This is a genomic window from Colwellia sp. KS18-150 (assembly GCF_057551365.1).
Genome location: NZ_BAAJMC010000030.1, coordinates 19,744 through 38,157 on the forward strand (window position 1 = coordinate 19,744; position 18,414 = coordinate 38,157).

General features: G+C 35.5%; 20 protein-coding genes. 14 read left to right on the forward strand and 6 right to left on the reverse strand.

Translation table 11 applies throughout. The features are described 5' to 3' along the window. The first annotated feature begins 124 nt into the window (after positions 1 to 124). Entirely contained in the window at positions 125 to 370 is a 246-nt protein-coding gene (tusA, locus tag AC27IF_RS19275; protein WP_487055982.1) for a sulfurtransferase TusA, read from the forward strand. An 84-nt stretch (positions 371 to 454) separates the two neighbouring features. Continuing rightward, positions 455 to 1,114, forward strand: coding sequence for a signal peptidase I (gene lepB / locus AC27IF_RS19280; protein ID WP_487055983.1), 660 nt, complete (start codon positions 455 to 457; stop codon positions 1,112 to 1,114). 76 nt (positions 1,115 to 1,190) lie between these two features. Here the strand turns inward: lepB and glyS are convergent, their stop codons facing one another. The 6 genes from glyS to dnaA all read right to left on the reverse strand — a co-directional run bounded on the left by glyS (position 1,191) and on the right by dnaA (position 10,473). Next, positions 1,191 to 3,257 carry a glycine--tRNA ligase subunit beta gene (gene glyS, locus AC27IF_RS19285; protein WP_487055984.1) on the reverse strand — a complete coding sequence of 689 codons (2,067 nt, stop codon included), beginning with the start codon at positions 3,255 to 3,257 and terminating at the stop codon, positions 1,191 to 1,193. Beyond that, a complete protein-coding gene (gene glyQ, locus AC27IF_RS19290) occupies positions 3,257 to 4,192 on the reverse strand; it encodes a glycine--tRNA ligase subunit alpha (RefSeq protein ID WP_487055985.1) in 936 nt (311 codons plus the stop codon). The genes glyS and glyQ overlap by 1 nt, the downstream gene beginning before the upstream one ends. Before the next feature lie 119 nt (positions 4,193 to 4,311). Next, positions 4,312 to 6,753, reverse strand: coding sequence for a DNA topoisomerase (ATP-hydrolyzing) subunit B (gene gyrB, locus AC27IF_RS19295; protein ID WP_487055986.1), 2,442 nt, complete (start codon positions 6,751 to 6,753; stop codon positions 4,312 to 4,314). Positions 6,754 to 6,790: 37 nt separating this feature from the next. Further along, positions 6,791 to 7,906: a DNA replication/repair protein RecF gene (gene recF, locus AC27IF_RS19300; protein ID WP_487055987.1), complete on the reverse strand. Its 1,116-nt coding sequence runs from the start codon at positions 7,904 to 7,906 to the stop codon at positions 6,791 to 6,793. A 33-nt stretch (positions 7,907 to 7,939) separates the two neighbouring features. Then, on the reverse strand, positions 7,940 to 9,043 hold the full coding sequence (gene dnaN / locus AC27IF_RS19305) for a DNA polymerase III subunit beta (RefSeq protein ID WP_487055988.1): 1,104 nt from the start codon (positions 9,041 to 9,043) through the stop codon (positions 7,940 to 7,942). Positions 9,044 to 9,108: 65 nt separating this feature from the next. Beyond that, positions 9,109 to 10,473 carry a chromosomal replication initiator protein DnaA gene (gene dnaA, locus AC27IF_RS19310; protein ID WP_487055989.1) on the reverse strand — a complete coding sequence of 455 codons (1,365 nt, stop codon included), beginning with the start codon at positions 10,471 to 10,473 and terminating at the stop codon, positions 9,109 to 9,111. A 565-nt stretch (positions 10,474 to 11,038) separates the two neighbouring features. Here dnaA and rpmH point away from each other — a divergent pair. From rpmH to AC27IF_RS19370, 12 genes are all read left to right on the forward strand, one after another. After that, complete coding sequence (rpmH, locus tag AC27IF_RS19315; protein ID WP_033080930.1) at positions 11,039 to 11,173, forward strand: 50S ribosomal protein L34; 135 nt, start codon at positions 11,039 to 11,041, stop codon at positions 11,171 to 11,173. Positions 11,174 to 11,202: 29 nt separating this feature from the next. Continuing rightward, entirely contained in the window at positions 11,203 to 11,586 is a 384-nt protein-coding gene (gene rnpA / locus AC27IF_RS19320) for a ribonuclease P protein component (RefSeq protein WP_487055990.1), read from the forward strand. Further along, on the forward strand, positions 11,553 to 11,807 hold the full coding sequence (yidD, locus tag AC27IF_RS19325; protein WP_487055991.1) for a membrane protein insertion efficiency factor YidD: 255 nt from the start codon (positions 11,553 to 11,555) through the stop codon (positions 11,805 to 11,807). The genes rnpA and yidD overlap by 34 nt, the downstream gene beginning before the upstream one ends. Before the next feature lie 146 nt (positions 11,808 to 11,953). Then, entirely contained in the window at positions 11,954 to 13,588 is a 1,635-nt protein-coding gene (yidC, locus tag AC27IF_RS19330; protein ID WP_487055992.1) for a membrane protein insertase YidC, read from the forward strand. Between the two features lie 144 nt (positions 13,589 to 13,732). Continuing rightward, positions 13,733 to 15,148, forward strand: coding sequence for a tRNA uridine-5-carboxymethylaminomethyl(34) synthesis GTPase MnmE (mnmE, locus tag AC27IF_RS19335; protein WP_487055993.1), 1,416 nt, complete (start codon positions 13,733 to 13,735; stop codon positions 15,146 to 15,148). Between the two features lie 159 nt (positions 15,149 to 15,307). Beyond that, positions 15,308 to 15,535: a hypothetical protein gene (locus tag AC27IF_RS19340; protein WP_487055994.1), complete on the forward strand. Its 228-nt coding sequence runs from the start codon at positions 15,308 to 15,310 to the stop codon at positions 15,533 to 15,535. A 19-nt stretch (positions 15,536 to 15,554) separates the two neighbouring features. Next, on the forward strand, positions 15,555 to 15,773 hold the full coding sequence (locus AC27IF_RS19345; protein WP_487055995.1) for a cysteine-rich CWC family protein: 219 nt from the start codon (positions 15,555 to 15,557) through the stop codon (positions 15,771 to 15,773). A 29-nt stretch (positions 15,774 to 15,802) separates the two neighbouring features. Continuing rightward, positions 15,803 to 16,183, forward strand: coding sequence for a hypothetical protein (locus tag AC27IF_RS19350; RefSeq protein ID WP_487055996.1), 381 nt, complete (start codon positions 15,803 to 15,805; stop codon positions 16,181 to 16,183). A 15-nt stretch (positions 16,184 to 16,198) separates the two neighbouring features. Next, positions 16,199 to 16,801, forward strand: coding sequence for a glutathione S-transferase N-terminal domain-containing protein (locus tag AC27IF_RS19355; protein ID WP_487055997.1), 603 nt, complete (start codon positions 16,199 to 16,201; stop codon positions 16,799 to 16,801). Positions 16,802 to 16,814: 13 nt separating this feature from the next. Beyond that, a complete protein-coding gene (locus AC27IF_RS19360) occupies positions 16,815 to 17,246 on the forward strand; it encodes a PaaI family thioesterase (protein ID WP_487055998.1) in 432 nt (143 codons plus the stop codon). Positions 17,247 to 17,347: 101 nt separating this feature from the next. Beyond that, positions 17,348 to 17,575, forward strand: coding sequence for a DUF6868 family protein (locus AC27IF_RS19365; protein ID WP_487056001.1), 228 nt, complete (start codon positions 17,348 to 17,350; stop codon positions 17,573 to 17,575). A 160-nt stretch (positions 17,576 to 17,735) separates the two neighbouring features. Further along, positions 17,736 to 18,203, forward strand: a complete 468-nt coding sequence (locus tag AC27IF_RS19370) for a flavodoxin domain-containing protein (RefSeq protein WP_487055999.1) — start codon at positions 17,736 to 17,738, stop codon at positions 18,201 to 18,203. The last annotated feature ends 211 nt before the right edge of the window (positions 18,204 to 18,414 follow it).

An 18,414-nucleotide genomic window follows, 5' to 3' on the forward strand; every position in this document is an offset into this window, starting at 1 on the left:
AGCTCTTTAGTAATAACAGTATAGAGTACTGTTGTGTTAATTTTATTATCTACTCTGATTTATTTTGTAGATAAAGTACAATACCAGTCTACACTTTTTTACTATCAATTAGATTAATTACCTTATGAGCAGCTCTATTTTTCAAAATACTGACCACTTTTTAGACGCGACAGGCCTTCGTTGTCCTGAGCCGGTTATGATGGTCAGGTTGCACATACGGAAAATAGCCAATGGTGAAACACTCCTCATTAAGTGCGATGACCCTTCTACCACCAGAGATATTCCTAGTTTTTGTCGCTTTATGGAGCATGATCTTATCGCTAAACAAACGACTGAAATCCCTTACTTATATGTAATACAAAAACGTTAATAATATGTAAGTAAATATGTCGACTTGGAACTTCTGATTAATACTCTTCTCTATACTAATGTCTTTTAGCAAATAGAGTTTTTCATGAAATTTATTACCAATACTTGGCAGAACAATAAACAATTTATCGTTTTTATTTTATTAATGACGGTTTTTAGAAGTGCAATAGCAGATTGGTACACTGTACCAACCGGCTCAATGCAGCCTACTATTAAAGAAGGCGATCGCATTGTTGTAAACAAAATGGCTTACGATTTGAGAATCCCATTTACTCAAATTTCCTTAATTGTAACAGGAGATCCTCAGCGTGGTGATATCGCGGTATTTGAGTCACAAGCCGCCGATAACCGCCTTATTAAACGTATAATTGGTGTTCCGGGGGATGTTGTTAGCATGAAAGACGAACATCTTTTCATTAACGGCCAAGCGATACAATATTCGCAAACACAACATAAAGCTCAACAATTATTTGCTATTGAGCATTTAGGGGCTGTTAAGCATCATATTAGAATAGATAACAATAAGAGTAACCAGTTTAGTAACTTCAACAGTATCACTGTTCCTGATAATAGTTATCTAGTTTTAGGTGATAACAGACGAGATAGTGCTGATTCGCGCTTCTACGGTTTTGTACCACGCCATGAATTGAAAGGTAAAGCCACTAAGATTGCTTTTTCTTTAGATTATGACAATTACTATTTACCTAGAGCTGAGCGATATTTTGAAGATATTTATGCTCTTTAAATTTTACGCTATCTAGTTTTAAGACATAAAAAAGGGCATATCACTATGCCCTTTTGTCAAACTAATATCGTTCGAATTATTGTAATACTGAAATATCTGCTATGGCAAAAAAGCTATTACGAATTTCGTTTAATAAAGTTAAACGATTTATTTTAACGGCTTCATCATCACTCATCACCATAACACCATCAAAGAATGTATCTATTGGTGTTTTAAGCGCTGCTAGTTCAGTTAGTGCCGCTTGATAATTTTTATCAACTAATAAAGGGGCAACTTTCAAACTAATGCTTTCATAAACACTCGCTAGATCTCGTTCAGCTTGTTCTGTGGCTAAATCAGCTTTAAAAGCATCATATAGTTCACCATCAAACTTCGCCAATATATTACCAACACGTTTATTAGCTGCAGCTAATGTGGTCGCTTCAGGTAAGCCACCAAAGTAACTTACTGCTTTAACACGCTTATCAAAATCCAATGGCGCACTTGGTTTTTTAGCTAATACTGCTTGTATAACGTCTACAGCTATTCCTTGCTCCAGATAAAAGGCACGAAAACGTCCCATAATAAAATCTAAAACATTTTCAGCCGTTTTATCATTTGATAATTTGTCGCCAAATAATTTTATGCTTTCGCTAATCAAGCAAGCAAGGTCTAAATCGAGTTGTTTTTCGATAATGATACGTATGACACCAATAGCCGCTCTTCTTAAAGCAAATGGGTCTTTATCGCCCTTAGGTGGCTGATTAATGCCAAAGATACCTACTAAGGTATCGATTTTATCGCTTATTGCCACAGCACAACCAATATTTGCTTCAGGAAGATGATCACCTGCGTAACGAGGCTTATATTGATCTTCTAACGCTTGCGCTATTGCTGTTTCTTCTTTGTCATTGATAGCATAGTATTTTCCCATTGTTCCTTGAACTTGTGGAAACTCTTGTACCATATCTGACAATAAATCTGTTTTACTTAATAAACCGGCTCGATACGCTTGCTCGGTATTTTCACCCAAGTTTTCAGCAATCACTTTACTCAATGCTGCTATGCGCTCAGATTTTGCTTTTAGTGTACCTAATTGTTTTTGAAACAATACAGATTCTAATGAAGCTAACCTTGACTCTAACGTCTGCTTTTTATCTGTTTTAAAGAAGAACTCTGCATCGGCTAATCTTGGTCTAATAACTTTTTCATTACCAAAAATCACTTGACTTGGATCTTTAGATTCAATATTTGATACGAAAATAAATTTGTTTATCAAGTCTCCCGCTTCATTAGTTACTGGGAAGTACTTTTGGTGATCTTTCATTGAGTAAATTAGCGGCTCAGCGGGAACATTCAAAAATTCTTCATCAAATGTTCCTACTAGCGTTACCGGCCATTCCACCAATGACGTTACTTCTTCAAGTAACTCTTCATCAATTAAGGCTACTGCTGCTATATCTTTTGATACTGCTTCAATTTGCGCAACTATTTCATTCTGGCGAGCTTGATAGTCTACTTTTACGAACGCTTTTTCTAACGCTGCTTGGTAGTCGTTGGCATGATTAAGCGTCACTAAGCCTTCATGATGGAATCGATGACCTTGCACTTGATTACTCGAACTTACACCTAAAGCTGAACCGGCAATAACCTGATCACCAAATAACATCGTCAAGGTGTGTACTGGACGAATAAACTGAGTTCGTTCTGCACCCCAACGCATAGGTTTAGCAATTGGTAATTTATTTAATGCCGTCGTCACCATATCTGGTACTAATTCAAAAATAGTTTTGCCAGTAACTGTCGCTTTATGTAATAACCACTCACCTTTTGGTGTAGTTAAGCGCTCAGCTTCTTCTACAGTAATGCCGTTTGATCTGGCCCAACCTATTGCGGCTTTACTCGGTTGTCCTTGCTCATCAAAAGCAACATTAACCGCAGGGCCTCGTTTCTCAACGACTTTATCTGCTTGTTTATCGACTAATGCAATAACTTGTACTGCAAGTCTACGAGGTGTTGCGAACCATTTTATATCGCTATAACCCAAATCCTGGCTGTCTAGCTGGCTTTTAATGCCATCATAAAATGCTATCGCTAATGTTTTTAATGATTTAGGAGGTAACTCTTCAGTACCAAGTTCAATTAAGAGAGTTTCTGTGCTCATTATTTTTCTCCCTTAGTTGATGGCGCATTGTTTTCTTGATCTTTACACAGAGGGAAGCCTAGCTCTTCACGTTTGGCATAATATGCTTCTGCACACGCCTTGGATAAGGTACGAACACGTAAAATATATCGTTGACGCTCAGTTACCGATATAGCATGTCTCGCATCAAGTAAATTAAAGGCATGTGATGCTTTCATTACTTGCTCATAGGCTGGTAATGGTAAATTTGCTTCTATTAATTTTTGGCTATCTTTTTCATACTGATCAAACTGCTGAAACAAAGCATCAACATCTGCATGCTCAAAGTTATACGTTGATTGCTCAACTTCATTTTGATGAAATACATCGCCGTAATATACAGTCCCTATCGGGCCATCAGCCCAAACAAGATCATAAATACTATCGACATTTTGAATATACATTGCCAAACGCTCTAATCCATAAGTAATTTCACCCGTAACAGGTGTACACTCTAGACCGCCAACTTGCTGAAAATACGTAAACTGTGTAATTTCCATGCCATTTAACCAGATTTCCCAACCTAGTCCCCAAGCACCAAGTGTTGGTGACTCCCAGTTATCCTCAACAAAACGGATATCATGTACTAAAGGGTCTATACCTAATTCTTTCAAAGAGTTGAGGTATAACTCTTGAATATTTTTAGGGGAAGGCTTTAGCATTACTTGAAATTGATAGTAATGCTGTAATCTATTTGGATTTTCACCGTAACGGCCATCAGTTGGTCGTCTACACGGCTGAACATAAGCACTGCTTATTGGCTCAGGACCAATAGAGCGTAGGAATGTCATAGGATGGAAAGTACCCGCACCTACCTCTAAATCTAAAGGTTGTACGATTACACATCCCTGGCGTGACCAATAATCTTGTAACTGCAAGATTAGGCCCTGAAAGGTTTTACAATTGAAACTAGTCATGGGTTTACAATTCACTTTTAGTTTGTAGTATTTAGCGTGCATATAACACACTGTTTTTAAAGTAAAAATGCCCGGTAACGATGACCGAGCATACAAATATATTCAAAGCAAATGCTTAATTAGAAATCTAAGTTAGATACCTTCAAGGCATTCTCTTCAATAAAGTTACGGCGCGGCTCTACATGGTCACCCATTAAGGTAGTGAATAACTGATCCGCAGCAATAGCATCTTCAATAGTCACTTTTAACATACGTCGTGTTTCTGGGTCCATTGTGGTTTCCCAAAGTTGCTCAGGGTTCATCTCACCTAACCCTTTATAGCGCTGTATGTACTGACCACGTTTTGATTCAGCCATTAACCAGTTTAAAGCCTCTTCGAAACTTGTCACTGACTTAACTTTTTCTCCACGTTTAACGTAAGCTCCCTCTTCCATTAAATCATTTATCGCGTCGTTTAAAGACAAGATTGATTCAAATTCTCTTGATTGAATAAACTCGTAGCTACAGTCATATTGTTTATCAATACCATGTTGACGAACATTAAAGCGTGGATGATAAATATTACGCTCATTGTCATACTCTACAGAGACAGTATAGATAGAGCCATTACCATCTTGGTTATCTAGTTGAGTAATTAGATTATGAGCCCAAGCATCAACTTTATCTTTATCAGTAAAGTCTTCTTTAGCAATAGTATTGCTATAGACCATTTTCTCTAAAATATCTGCTGGAATTTGTCTAGCTATTCGCTGGATTGTTTCCATCGTGGTTCTAAATTGAATAACTAATTGCTCAAGCGCCACTCCTGATATTGCCGGCGCATCTTCATTAACATGAATAGAGGCATTATCTAGTGCAAGCGTAGTAAGGTACTCAGTTAAGCCTTCATCATCTTTTATATAACGCTCTTGCTTACCTTTTTTCACTTTATACAAAGGAGGCTGTGCAATAAATATATGACCTCTTTCCATTATCTCTGGCATTTGACGATAGAAAAACGTTAATAACAAGGTTCGAATATGAGAGCCATCGACATCGGCATCGGTCATTATGATGATACTATGGTAACGAAGTTTTTCAGGGTCATACTCATCTCGACCAATACCACAACCAAGGGCAGTTATTAACGTGCCAACTTCTTGCGATGATATCATTTTATCAAAGCGTGCTTTTTCTACGTTTAAGATTTTACCCTTAAGCGGTAAAATGGCTTGGTTTTTACGGTTTCTTCCCTGCTTGGCAGATCCGCCAGCAGAGTCCCCTTCCACAATATATAGTTCAGAAAGAGCAGGATCTTTTTCTTGGCAATCTGCAAGTTTACCTGGTAAACCGGCGATATCTAACACCCCTTTACGGCGAGTCATTTCTCGTGCTTTTCGAGCCGCTTCTCGAGCTCTTGCAGCATCAACTATCTTCATAATAATAGTACGAGCGATTGTTGGGTTCTCTAGTAAGTATTCACCAAGCTTCTCACCCATAGCTTGTTCTACAGCTGTTTTGACTTCTGAAGAGACTAACTTATCTTTAGTTTGTGATGAGAATTTTGGATCCGGTACTTTAACAGAGATAACAGCAGTTAAACCTTCTCGAGCATCATCACCTGTAGCACTTGTTTCGCTACTACCTTTTTTACTCTTATTTAGGCCTTCTTTAACCATATAAGAGTTTAGCGTACGTGTCAGTGCTGTTCTAAAACCACTTAAGTGAGTTCCGCCGTCACGTTGTGGAATATTATTGGTAAAACAAAATATATTCTCTTGGAAGCCATCATTCCATTGCATTGCTACTTCTACAACAATGCCATCTTCCCTATCTAAATCAAAATAGAATATGTTTTCATTCACAGCGGTTTTGTTGGTATTTAAATAATCTACAAACGCTTGAATACCACCTTCATAACAAAAGTGCTCTTCTCTGCCTTCATCACGCTCATCAATTAAGCGAATTGAAACACCAGAGTTCAAGAAAGAAAGCTCGCGAATACGCTTTACTAAGATATCGTAATGAAACAGTGTATCTGAAAAAGTTTCTGAACTTGGCCAAAAACGTACTTCAGTACCCGTATTATCACTCTCACCAACAACTTTTAACGGAGCTTCTGGTTCACCCATGTTATAGAATTGTTCATGTAATTTTCCATCACGACGTATAGTTAATTTAAGCTTAGAGCTTAATGCATTTACCACAGATATACCTACGCCATGAAGACCACCTGATACTTTATATCCAGAATCTTCACCGCCAAACTTACCACCGGCATGCAAGACTGTCATGATTACCTCTGCAGCAGAAACACCTTCTTCAGGGTGAATTTCTGTTGGGATACCACGACCATCATCTTTAACTGATACCGAGCCATCTAAGTGTATAGTAACAACCATATCACTACAGTGCCCTGCTAGAGCTTCATCAATAGAGTTATCTAAAACTTCAAAAACCATATGATGTAAACCTGTGCCATCATCTGTGTCACCGATATACATGCCTGGTCGTTTTCGTACTGCATCTAGTCCTTTTAGTACTTTAATACTGGACGAGCCATATTCGTTTTCTATTGTCATAGTTTTAGCCTATTCACTCTTATTTCATTACTTTTGATTAAGTATCAGAAGTATCTGGGTATAGCTTTGTTGGTAATACTTCACCATGTTTCACGTGAAACACCTTATAATTTTCAGAACTATAGTGCTCTGCTAAAGGATGCAACACACTCTTCTCTATTGCCGTGATCATAACTTGGCAATTCAAAGATTCTATTGCTGAAGATAAAGATATGCGGGAATTAATATCTAATTCTGCACCAATATCATCAATTAATAAAATTGGTTTTACTCGTTTAACTCTTGCTATCAGTTTTGCTTGAGCAAAAGTTAATGCCAATAAAAACAACTTTTGTTGTCCTCTAGATAATTGTACCTCTAAAGGTTGTTTATCTAATAAAAATTTGACATCAAATTTATGTGCGCCATATAAGCTGTAACCATAACTTACTTCACGATCGTAATTGTCACTTAAAACTTGCTGTAAATCTTTTTTTTGTGGCCAGCCTCTTAAATACTGAACACTTACTCTATCACTAATTAAAGGTAGAAGTACCTTAAGCCATACTTTTAATTCATTAATTAACGCTTCAATATAAGAATTCCTAGCATCAGAAACTATGATAGATAACTGACAAAATTGTTCAGACCAATACGATAAGGTGTTTTGATCTGCGTTATTTCTTATACAAGCATTTCTTTGCTTAAGTACCCTACTAAAGTTCTTCCAATGAACTGGAAAATCATGTTCCACGTGAAACATGCCTAAATCTGTAAAACGTCTACGCTCTTTAGGTCCACCAAAAAAAAGTTTAAAGCTTTCTGGTGTTACGATCTGAATAGCAATTTTTTTTACTAGTTCAGATAAACGAGTATGACGAATACCATCAATTTTAATACTAGTAAGCCCAGACGATAAGTCCCGGCTAAGACCTAGTTGATTACCCTGCTCGTTTTTAACGCTTACAACAAATTGACTTTGATCATAACAGGCTAAGCTATCAATTTTTGAGGTTCTAAACGACTTACCATGCCCCAAAAAGAAAATAGCTTCAAGCAAACTACTTTTACCACTACCGTTATCACCAATGAAGAAATTAATCATTGGGTGTAAATCGACTGAGGTAGATACTAAGTTTCTAAAGTGCTGTGTTGTCAGTCTAGCAACGGTCATCTAATTTAAAATCCTGAGCGCCTAAAATAAATTTTAGAGGCGCATAGGCATAACAACATAAAGAGCTTCGCCAGTTTGCGCACCTTCAATTACAACACTTGAGTTAGCATCTGCTAAGGTAAATTTAACTTGTTCATCTTTAATAGCATTTAATACATCAAGTACATAACTAACATTAAAGCCTATCTCAAGCTCCTCATAAGGGAACTCTATTTCTAACTCTTCTTCTGCTTGTTCTTGTTCAGGGTTATTGGCAGTAATTTTTAAAAGTGAATTTAAAAAGTTTAACCTGACTCCTTTAAATTTTTCATTAGACAATATGGATGCACGAGACAATACCTGACGTAATTGCTCTTTGTCTGTAACAAAGATTTTATCACCATTACGTGGTAACACACGTCTGTAATCAGGAAAGCGACCATCAACTAATTTACTGGTAAATGAAAACTCAGTATCAATAATACGAATATGGTTTGAGCCAAGGTAAACTTGCACTTCTTCGTCTACAGGATCTAATAAACGAATGATTTCCAAAATCCCCTTTCGAGGAACAATAACTTGCCTAGCTGGTAAAGCTAAAGACTCATTAGATATTTTACAAATTGCTAATCGATGACCGTCAGTGGCAACAGATCGTATTTCATTACCTTCACTTTCGATAGACATACCATTAAGGTAATATCGTACATCTTGGTTTGCCATTGAAAAATGTGTGCTTTCAATCAATCTAAGTAATTCAGATTTGAGAAGTCTAAACTCTACATCTCCTTTCCACTCTTCAATATTAGGAAAGTCATTTGCTGGCAAAGTAGATAAAGAATAGCGACTTCTACCGGAGCTGAGTTTGACACTATCTCCATCTGTACTGAAAGTAATAATGGAATTTTCAGGTAGACTTTTACATATATCAAGTAATTTACGTGCTGGGATGGTTATTTTACCATCGTCACCTTGGTTATCTATATCAGCATAGGCAACCATTTCTAACTCTAAATCCGTAGCCGTTAAAGTAAGTGACTGCTCACTTACATCAAAAAGAATATTACCTAAAATAGGTAAAGTACTTTTACGTTCTACAGCACCTGAAACTAACAATAAAGGTTTAAGCAATAATTCTCTATTTAGTGAAAAATTCATTTTATATCCTGATTAAGCACTTATATTATTATGTAGAGAGCATCCAATGCTTCTCAATTTTATTATTACGAAGAAAGAGTTCTGATTAAGTTAGAATAATCTTCTTTAATATCATGTAGTTCTTCACGTAAAGACTTAACTTTACGACAAGCATGTAATACCGTTGTATGATCTCTACCACCAAAAGCATCACCGATTTCTGGCAAACTATGATTGGTTAACTCTTTAGATAATGCCATTGCTAATTGTCTAGGTCTAGCTACAGATCTATTTCTCCGTTTAGAAAGTAAATCTGCCACTTTTATCTTGTAATACTCAGCTACTGTACGTTGAATATTATCAATGGTAACGAGTTTATCCTGTAGAGCCAATAAATCTCTTAAAGCTTCACGTACAAAATCAATAGTAATAGCTCGTCCAGTGAAGTTAGCATTGGCGATAACTCTATTTAACGCCCCTTCTAATTCACGAACATTTGAACGTAAACGTTTGGCAATGAAAAACGCCACTTCGTCAGCTAGATTAATATGACTCTCTTGAGCTTTGCGTTTCAATATTGCGACACGAGTTTCAAGTTCAGGAGGTTCTATTGCAATAGTTAAACCCCAACCGAAGCGTGATTTTAATCTATCTTCGACTGCAACTTCTTTTGGATAACGATCACTGGTAAGTATAATTTGTTGGTTACCTTCAAGCAACGCATTGAAAGTGTGGAAAAACTCTTCTTGAGTTCTGTCTTTACCAGCAAAGAATTGAATATCATCAATTAATAAAGCATCAACACTACGGTAATAATGTTTAAATTTTTCCATTTCATTATTTTGCAATGCTTTAACCATGTCTTGAACGAAACGCTCAGAATGCATATAAGCAATTTTAGCATTAGGGTTATTTTGTAAAATTCCATTACCTACAGCATGTAATAAATGGGTTTTACCTAAACCTGTACCACCATAAATAAATAGAGGGTTATAGGCTGCGCCAGGATTATCAGCAACTTGCGAAGCTGCAGCTCTTGCTAACTGATTAGATTTACCTTCAACAAAGTTATCAAAAGTATATTTGACTCTAACATTCGCTTTTTTAGGGAGGTTACTTTCCGCTTCAACAAAAGAAGATTTACTGCTGCTAGCATTATTAGATTTAACGGGAGTAGGCGATTGCGAAGATATAGTTGGATTAAGTGGCTTACTACCAACATCAAACTTTAATAAATATGATTCAGCATCATCATTTAAAGTAATAAGTTCATTAATTCTATTAACATACTTATCACGTACCCAATCTAAAACAAAGCGATTAGGAGCATACAGAGTCATTATATTATTACTAACAACACACTGTAATGGGCGGATCCACATACTAAATTGCTGTGCTGGCAATTCTTCTTGCAATGCAGAGAGGCATCGCTGCCAAAGTGAATGTTCCAACCAAAACTCCAAGGAAAATGAATTTATCGACCTGCGATTACTATCTGACTTTATAATTACAAAATATAAAAAAGAAAGAGACTATAAATAGCTTAACAATAGTTAAGGCAAACTTTAAAAAAGAATAAGCAAGCGGATATTTTTATTATGTGTCGCTATTATCTCTATACTTATCCACAAGTGCAATATTGACTTTTAACTATTATCAAATATTTTTACATAAAATAAGATAACACTATGTAAACAAGTAATATTCATAAGATATTTAGATTAAATTAATGCTAAAAAATGATTGTTAGTTTAATTAATTATTAAAAAAAACAGCTCGTAAATGAGACATTTATAAACAAGCAATTAAAAATAAGTTAAAAACTGTGGATATTAATAATCTACATTTCAGATCTTTAACTTGATCTTGACGATCAACAAGGATCCTATAGTAAATAAGCGCAGATAAAATATTGACAAAGCTCTTAGTAAGCTTTAGAATTCGGCCTCATTTTTTAGACCTGTGTGCTCATAACGGCTGTTTTGCCAGGGCAACAACAACCGACGGATTAGCGTAATGAAAAGAACATTTCAACCTAGCGTATTAAAGCGTAAGCGTAACCACGGATTCCGTGCTCGTATGGCAACTAAGAATGGCCGTGCTGTTATAGCTCGTCGCCGTGCTAAAGGCCGTGCAAGCCTTAGCGCTTAATCTTAACTCTTTTACCTTAAAGAATTAAGATGGTAACCAACCAGGTTACTTATGAATTTAATCGGGAGTCACGTCTGTTGACTCCCGGTCACTTTCAATCTGTATTTAAAAAACCTATCCGATTTGGCTCTCGCCACTTTACTATATTAATAACTCCTACAAGTTTATCTGATGATTCATGTAAAAATAATCGTCTTGGCTTAGCTATTGCTAAAAAACGTGTAAAACTTGCCGTACAACGAAATCGTATTAAGCGAATTGTAAGAGAAAGCTTCCGTTTAAATCAGCATGATTTACCTGCTATCGATATGGTAGTTATGGTAAAGTCGGGCATTGATGAACTAGACAATAAAGCAATTAATCAAGAATTGACGAAAATATGGCGAAAAATAATTCAGCGCCACAAAAACTAACAATAGGCTTTATTAAAGGTTATCAACGTTTTATAAGTCCATTATTAGGTTCAAATTGCCGATTTACCCCAACTTGCTCTTGTTATGCTATTGAAGCTATAGATCGATTTGGCGTTGTTAAAGGTAGCTGGTTAGCGAGTAAACGTATAGCAAAATGTCACCCATTAAATGAAGGTGGTCATGATCCTGTTCCTCCTTTAAATAAGGATAAGCAGAAGTAGTATAAATACAGTTCTATTATATTTTAGTCTACATAGGTTAAAAGGTTGTTGGTTAACACGTAAACGTATACTAGAATGCCTTGCAATTAAATTAAATGTACGGATTAATATCCCGTGCTTACATAAATACAAGAGAAATAAATCTTATGGAATCTCAACGCAGTCTACTATTTATTGCGCTCATGGTTGTTACTTACTTACTTTTTAGTCAGTGGCAATTAGACAACGCACCAGTAGTTGAACAAGCTCCTGTAACACAAAATACAAATATTGAAGAAGCCGCTAACGCAGATTTTGTACCCGAATCAAGTGATTCACCAACTCAAGCTGCTAAATCAATAGCTGTAGGTGCTAAATTAATTTCGGTTGTTACAGATACCTTAAGTATTAAAATTAATACACAAGGTGGTGATATTGTTGAAGCTAAACTGTTGAAGTTTGAGACTGAACAAGGAAACGACATACCATTTACCATAATGCAAAATGGCAATCAAAAATATGTTGCTCAATCAGGTTTAACCGGTGCCAATGGCATAGATAGAATCATTAAAGGTCGCCCTATTTATAGTAGCGAGCAAAGTAATTATCAATTAAACGGTGAGAGCCTTACCGTTAATTTAACTTTTAAAGATGAGAGCGGTTTAACAGTCACTAAACGCTACTTATTTAATAAAGGTAGCTACAAAATTGATGTTGATTATGTAATTGATAACAATACAGGCAACAGTATTTCTGTACAAATGTATGGTCAACTTAAGCAGTCTACTTTGCAAGATACCTCTTCAGGTATGTTACCAACATACCGTGGTGCAGCGTTCTCAACTGATAAAGACCGATATGAAAAATATGATTTTGACGATATTGCAGATGCTAACTTAAATATAACCACACCAGGTGGTTGGGTAGCAATGCTAGAGCATTATTTTGTATCAGCTTGGGTACCTAATGCTAAAGATAATAATCAATTATATACAAGCTATAGTAATAACCTTGAAGCGGTTGTTGGCTTTAAAGCTCCACCAGTAATAATTGATGCTGGACAACAAGGAAATACCTCAGCAATTTTCTATGTCGGTCCAAAAGATCAAGAAGTACTAGAAAAAATAGCCCCTAACCTAGATTTAACAATAGATTACGGTTTCTTATGGATGATAAGCCAACCATTATTTTGGTTGCTACTTACTATTCAAAGCTTTGTTACTAACTGGGGTGTTGCAATCATCATTATCACTCTAGTAGTAAAAGGTGCCATGTACCCATTAACCAAAGCGCAATACACCTCGATGGCAAAAATGCGTGAATTAGCACCTAAAATGGCACAGCTAAAAGAACGATTTGGCGATGACAGACAGAAAATGTCGCAAGCAACTATGGAGATGTACCGCAAGGAAAAAGTAAATCCTGCTGGCGGTTGTTTACCATTATTACTGCAAATGCCTATTTTCTTAGCACTATATTGGGTATTTTTAGAAAGTGTTGAATTACGTCATGCACCATTTGTATTTTGGATACAAGATCTATCAGCAATGGACCCTTACTATGTGTTACCTGTATTAATGGGTGCAAGTATGTATGTAATGCAAAAAATGCAGCCAATGACAATACAAGATCCAATGCAGCAAAAAATCATGCAATACATGCCTGTAGTCTTTTCGGTATTTATGGCATGGTTCCCATCAGGTCTAGTTTTATATTGGTTTGTCAGTAATTTAATTTCAATTGTACAAATGAAAATTATATTCAACGGCATAGAAAAGAAAAAACAAGCTAAAGCCGAGTAAACACTAAGCTTTAACTAATACATAACAAAGGCGACCATTTAATATGAGTCGCCTTTGCTTTTTTATACATATCGCTATTATTGGATAGCCAGCTTATATAAAGTAAAATACTACTATGAGCTTATTAACGATCAAAATTACCACATGACATCATTCTCAGAAAAAACAACGATTGCCGCGCAAGCAACAGCTCCAGGTCGTGGAGGTGTTGGTATTATTCGTGTATCTGGCCCTAACGCTAAATCTGTCGCACAAGCTATTCTAGGTAAAGTGCCTGAAATTAGAAAAGCAGAATACTTACCTTTTATGGATGCCAATGCACAAGTACTAGATCAAGGTATCGCACTTTTTTTCCAAGCACCAAACTCATTTACTGGCGAAGATGTCATTGAATTTCAAGGTCATGGCGGTCCGGTAATTTTAGATATGTTACTTAAAGCTATCTTGGCATTGCCTAAAGTTGTTATGGCTAAACCTGGCGAATTCAGCGAACAAGCTTTTCTTAATGATAAACTTGATCTTACCCAAGCTGAAGCTATAGCCGATTTAATCAATTCTAGCTCTGAGCAGGCAGCCCGCTCTGCCCTGCACTCACTACAAGGTGATTTTTCAAAATTAGTACATGAAATGGTAGAGAGTATCATTCATTTGCGTATGTACGTTGAAGCGGCAATAGACTTTCCAGAGGAAGAAATTGACTTTCTTGCTGACAAAAAAATAGTCACAGATCTAAAAGCCATCATCAATCAAGTAGAAGATGTTAGAAAACAAGCACAACAAGGCAGCATAATACGTGAAGGTATGCGGGTAGTTATTGCTGGTCGGCCAAATGCAGGAAAATCAAGTTTATTAAATGCTTTAAGTGGTAAAGAAGCCGCTATTGTTACAGATATTGCAGGTACAACCCGCGATGTAATGACTGAACAAATACATATTGACGGTATGCCATTACATATTATTGATACTGCAGGTCTTCGTGATAGTGATGATAAAGTTGAGCAAATAGGTATAGAGCGAGCTTGGCAAGAAATAAAGCAGGCTGACAGAGTATTACTTATGGTAGATGCTACTGAGCATCATAGTGTTTTAGAATATGAGCAAGATATTAAAAATTACTACCCTGAGTTTTTTGAACAATTACCAAAAGATATCGGCCTAACGCTAGTAAGAAACAAAGCGGATCTTAACCCATCTATAGATAACAGCGCGCTTGGTTTAACAGAATTTACCGATAATGAACAAAAACAACATTCTGTTATTACTTTATCCGCAAAAACAGGTGAAGGTGTAGGAGCTTTGAAAGAGCACTTAAAAGCTATTATGGGCTACCAAGGTAGTACTGAAGGAGGTTTTATGGCTAGAAGGCGTCATTTAACTGCTTTAACCAATACTCATCAACACTTGGTTATTGGTTTGGAGCAACTTGAATCCTATGTTGCCGGTGAAATATTGGCGGAAGAATTACGCATTTGTCAGCAAGAGTTAGATCAAATTACCGGTGAATTTACCAGCGATGATTTATTAAGCAAAATATTTAGCTCTTTTTGTATAGGAAAATAACCTCTCCCTTTAAATGCTATTAGTAAATAAATTAATAGCATTTTTACTTTATCTAAATCCTCTTCCTATCAAACTTATCAAAACCCTATTTTAAAAATAGCTACTTTGAACTAACATAATATCAAGATGATCAACTAATTGGGGAAAGGGATGAAAACCATGACTTGCAATCAACTTGGTGGTGCTTGTAATAAACAATTTCAAGCAGATACTTTTGAAGAAATAGCCGAATTAAGTAAACAACACGGCATGAAGATGTTTCAAAAACAAGATACTAACCACTTCGATGCTATGAATAGAATGCAACAACTCATGCAAAAACCAAATTCAATGGCAGAATGGTATGATAATAAAAGAAAAGAGTTTGAAGCGTTACCGGATAGCTAACAATATAAATTGATAGGAAGTGATATTGAATAAAGACGTAGAGTACATCAATCCTGAGCTGTGCCCATTATGCAATAAGAGCAATCAATGTGGGAACATATCGTCCAGTGGTTCCACCAGTAACTGCTGGTGTAAAGATCAAAACATATCATTTCCCACCACCTTATTAAAAAAAGTCCCTGATGAAGCTAAAAATAAAGCATGTATATGTAAAGCTTGTGCTATAGCTCAGCAGTAAAATACAACGGCCTCAAGCGTGAGGACTTTATGCCAAACAATAACTTTAGAGAAAATAAATACTTAAATGAGTCTGGTACTAAAACGGGTCGTTGGTATTTAAATAGATTAGATTACTTTCAATTTTATGAATATCCAGAATATAAACGCCATAAATACTTAGCCTTATTTTGTGGTCTATTATTTTTCTATAGCGCACTTAAATTACTGGCCATCACTATTATAGGATCACTACTACTTATTTACTTAAGTTATATAACCTTGATGACTTATTATTTATTACGTACAAAAATATGTCGTTATAATGGATATTTTCTTTATCCCAAAAAGTTTGTTAACTTCTTTAAGCTTAGAGAGGTAGAAGTTGATTTACATGACTTCGACTCTATAGCCACACTAAGTAAAAAGTAAATCGGAGAATTATCTTTGAAATTAATTGTAGGTACTGATTCAACATGGTCACTTCGAGCTTGGATATGTGCTCAACTAACCAAAATAAATTTCACCCTCGAGGTTATCGATCTCACTAAAGCTAATTACAAAACTGAAATACTTAATTACTCTTCATCAGGGTTAGTGCCAATTTTAAAAATAGAAAATGCCTACATACATGACTCTTTGGCAATAATAGAACTATTCAATGAGCGAGCTAACGGTACTCTTTATCCAAATGTAGAACATGAAAGAGCTCTATCAAGAAGTTTAATCACAGAGCTACATTCAGGCTTTATAAATTTGAGATCTGAATGCCCATTTACTTTAGATCCCGTTGGGCCTATTTCAAATAATGCTCATAACAAAATACATAGTGAAATAATAAGATTAGAAAAAATTTTTTCACAAGCTCAATTACCCTTTATGTTTAACTCTGCAGGTGCTGTTGATGCATTTTACGCAATACTCGCTTATAGGCTGCAAAAGTACAGCATATTTTTAAGTGGTAAAGCGGGCAAGTACCAACAAAGCTTATTGAATTGGTCTATGTTACAAAAAGCAATTGAACAAGCGCAAAAATGGAAAGCTGAATAATAAAGGAAAACCTATGAAAAATAAGCATTACGACTCGTTAATTAGCATGTATGCTGCTGCGCCAATTAATGAATTTTATCAGCCTAAAATGGTTTTAACGGAAGGTGCTGCTGAAATAAGTATAACGTTAAATGATGGACACCATCATTCAGCTGGTGGTGTTCATGGCTCTGTGTACTTCAAAATGCTAGATGATGCTGCATTTTTTGCTGCAAATACTTTAGTCACCGATGTCTTTGTATTAACAACTTCATTTACTACCTATATAACCCGGCCAGTCTCCTCTGGCCAAATGAAAGCTATTGGTAAAGTTGTCAATAAAAACAACTCTCAATTCATTGCTGAAGCTATTGTTTATGATTGCGAAAATAGAGAAATTGGCCGAGGTAACGGTATTTTTGTACGTAGTAAAATGCCTTTAATTGATGCTAAAGGTTATAAATAAAAAGCTTATATTTACCTATTGTTACAGTTATGTATTGTAAAAAATGTCATAGTATAGGCATCAACAATTAAACAAAAAAGGATAATACTATGATGAATGACATGATTGTTTTCTTAGGTTGGTGCTCGGTAATAAATATTTCTATTCTAAGCTTATCAAGCTTATTTATATTTTCATTCAAGGAATTTGTCACTAATGTCCATAGCAAGATGACTGGTATAGATAAAAACCAATTAATGGATATTTATGTTCAATACTTAGGAAACTACAAAGTATTAATAACAATATTTAATATTGTTCCATATATATCATTAAAAATAATGAGTTAAATATTATTGAAGATAACTATAGAAGCTAAAAGTTATCTTCATTTATAACGTACCAATACCTCCATTATAAAATATAACACAACAATAGCTTAGCTAACTCGTACACAATTACTATTTACGTATACAATAGCGGTACACTTATTCGTTATAAAACCTAAATATGAACTCATATCAAATTATTGTCGGTAGCATGCTTGGCGGAACAGAATATGTTGCTGAAGCATGTGAAGAACACCTTAATAACTTAAAATACCAAACATCAATACACCTAAAACCAGATTTTTCATTGATCCTTGAAGAGTCTTTTGCCAATAAAAGTAAAAAAAATACCACTTGGTTAATTTGCACCTCCACTCATGGCGCCGGTGACTTTCCTGACAATATTCAAGCATTCGTTGAAGATCTTAAAAATTGTGAACAAGATCTATCCTCAATAAGCTTTATGATCATAGCAATTGGTGATTCTAACTATGATACCTTTTGCAAAGCAGGTTTTGAATTAAATAAATTACTAATAACAAAGGGTTGCAGAGAAATAACTACAATTTACACCATAGATATGAGTGAAGATATCGATCCAGAAGATCGTGCTACTTTATGGTTAAAAGAAAATAGCGATCTTTTATAACAACCTTATTCATTAGTTATCAACAAAAGTCTTGTTGATAACACCTATCTGTGAATAGTTTAGTGAATAAGCTATTAATTTTCTATTATTATCCAGTTATTATATTTAATACTTTATTGCTCTGTGGATAAACAGGGCTTTTGATCAAAGCTTATAAATGACTTGATCAATGTTTGATCACAACCTTATCATTGCTTCAACCTCATATAAT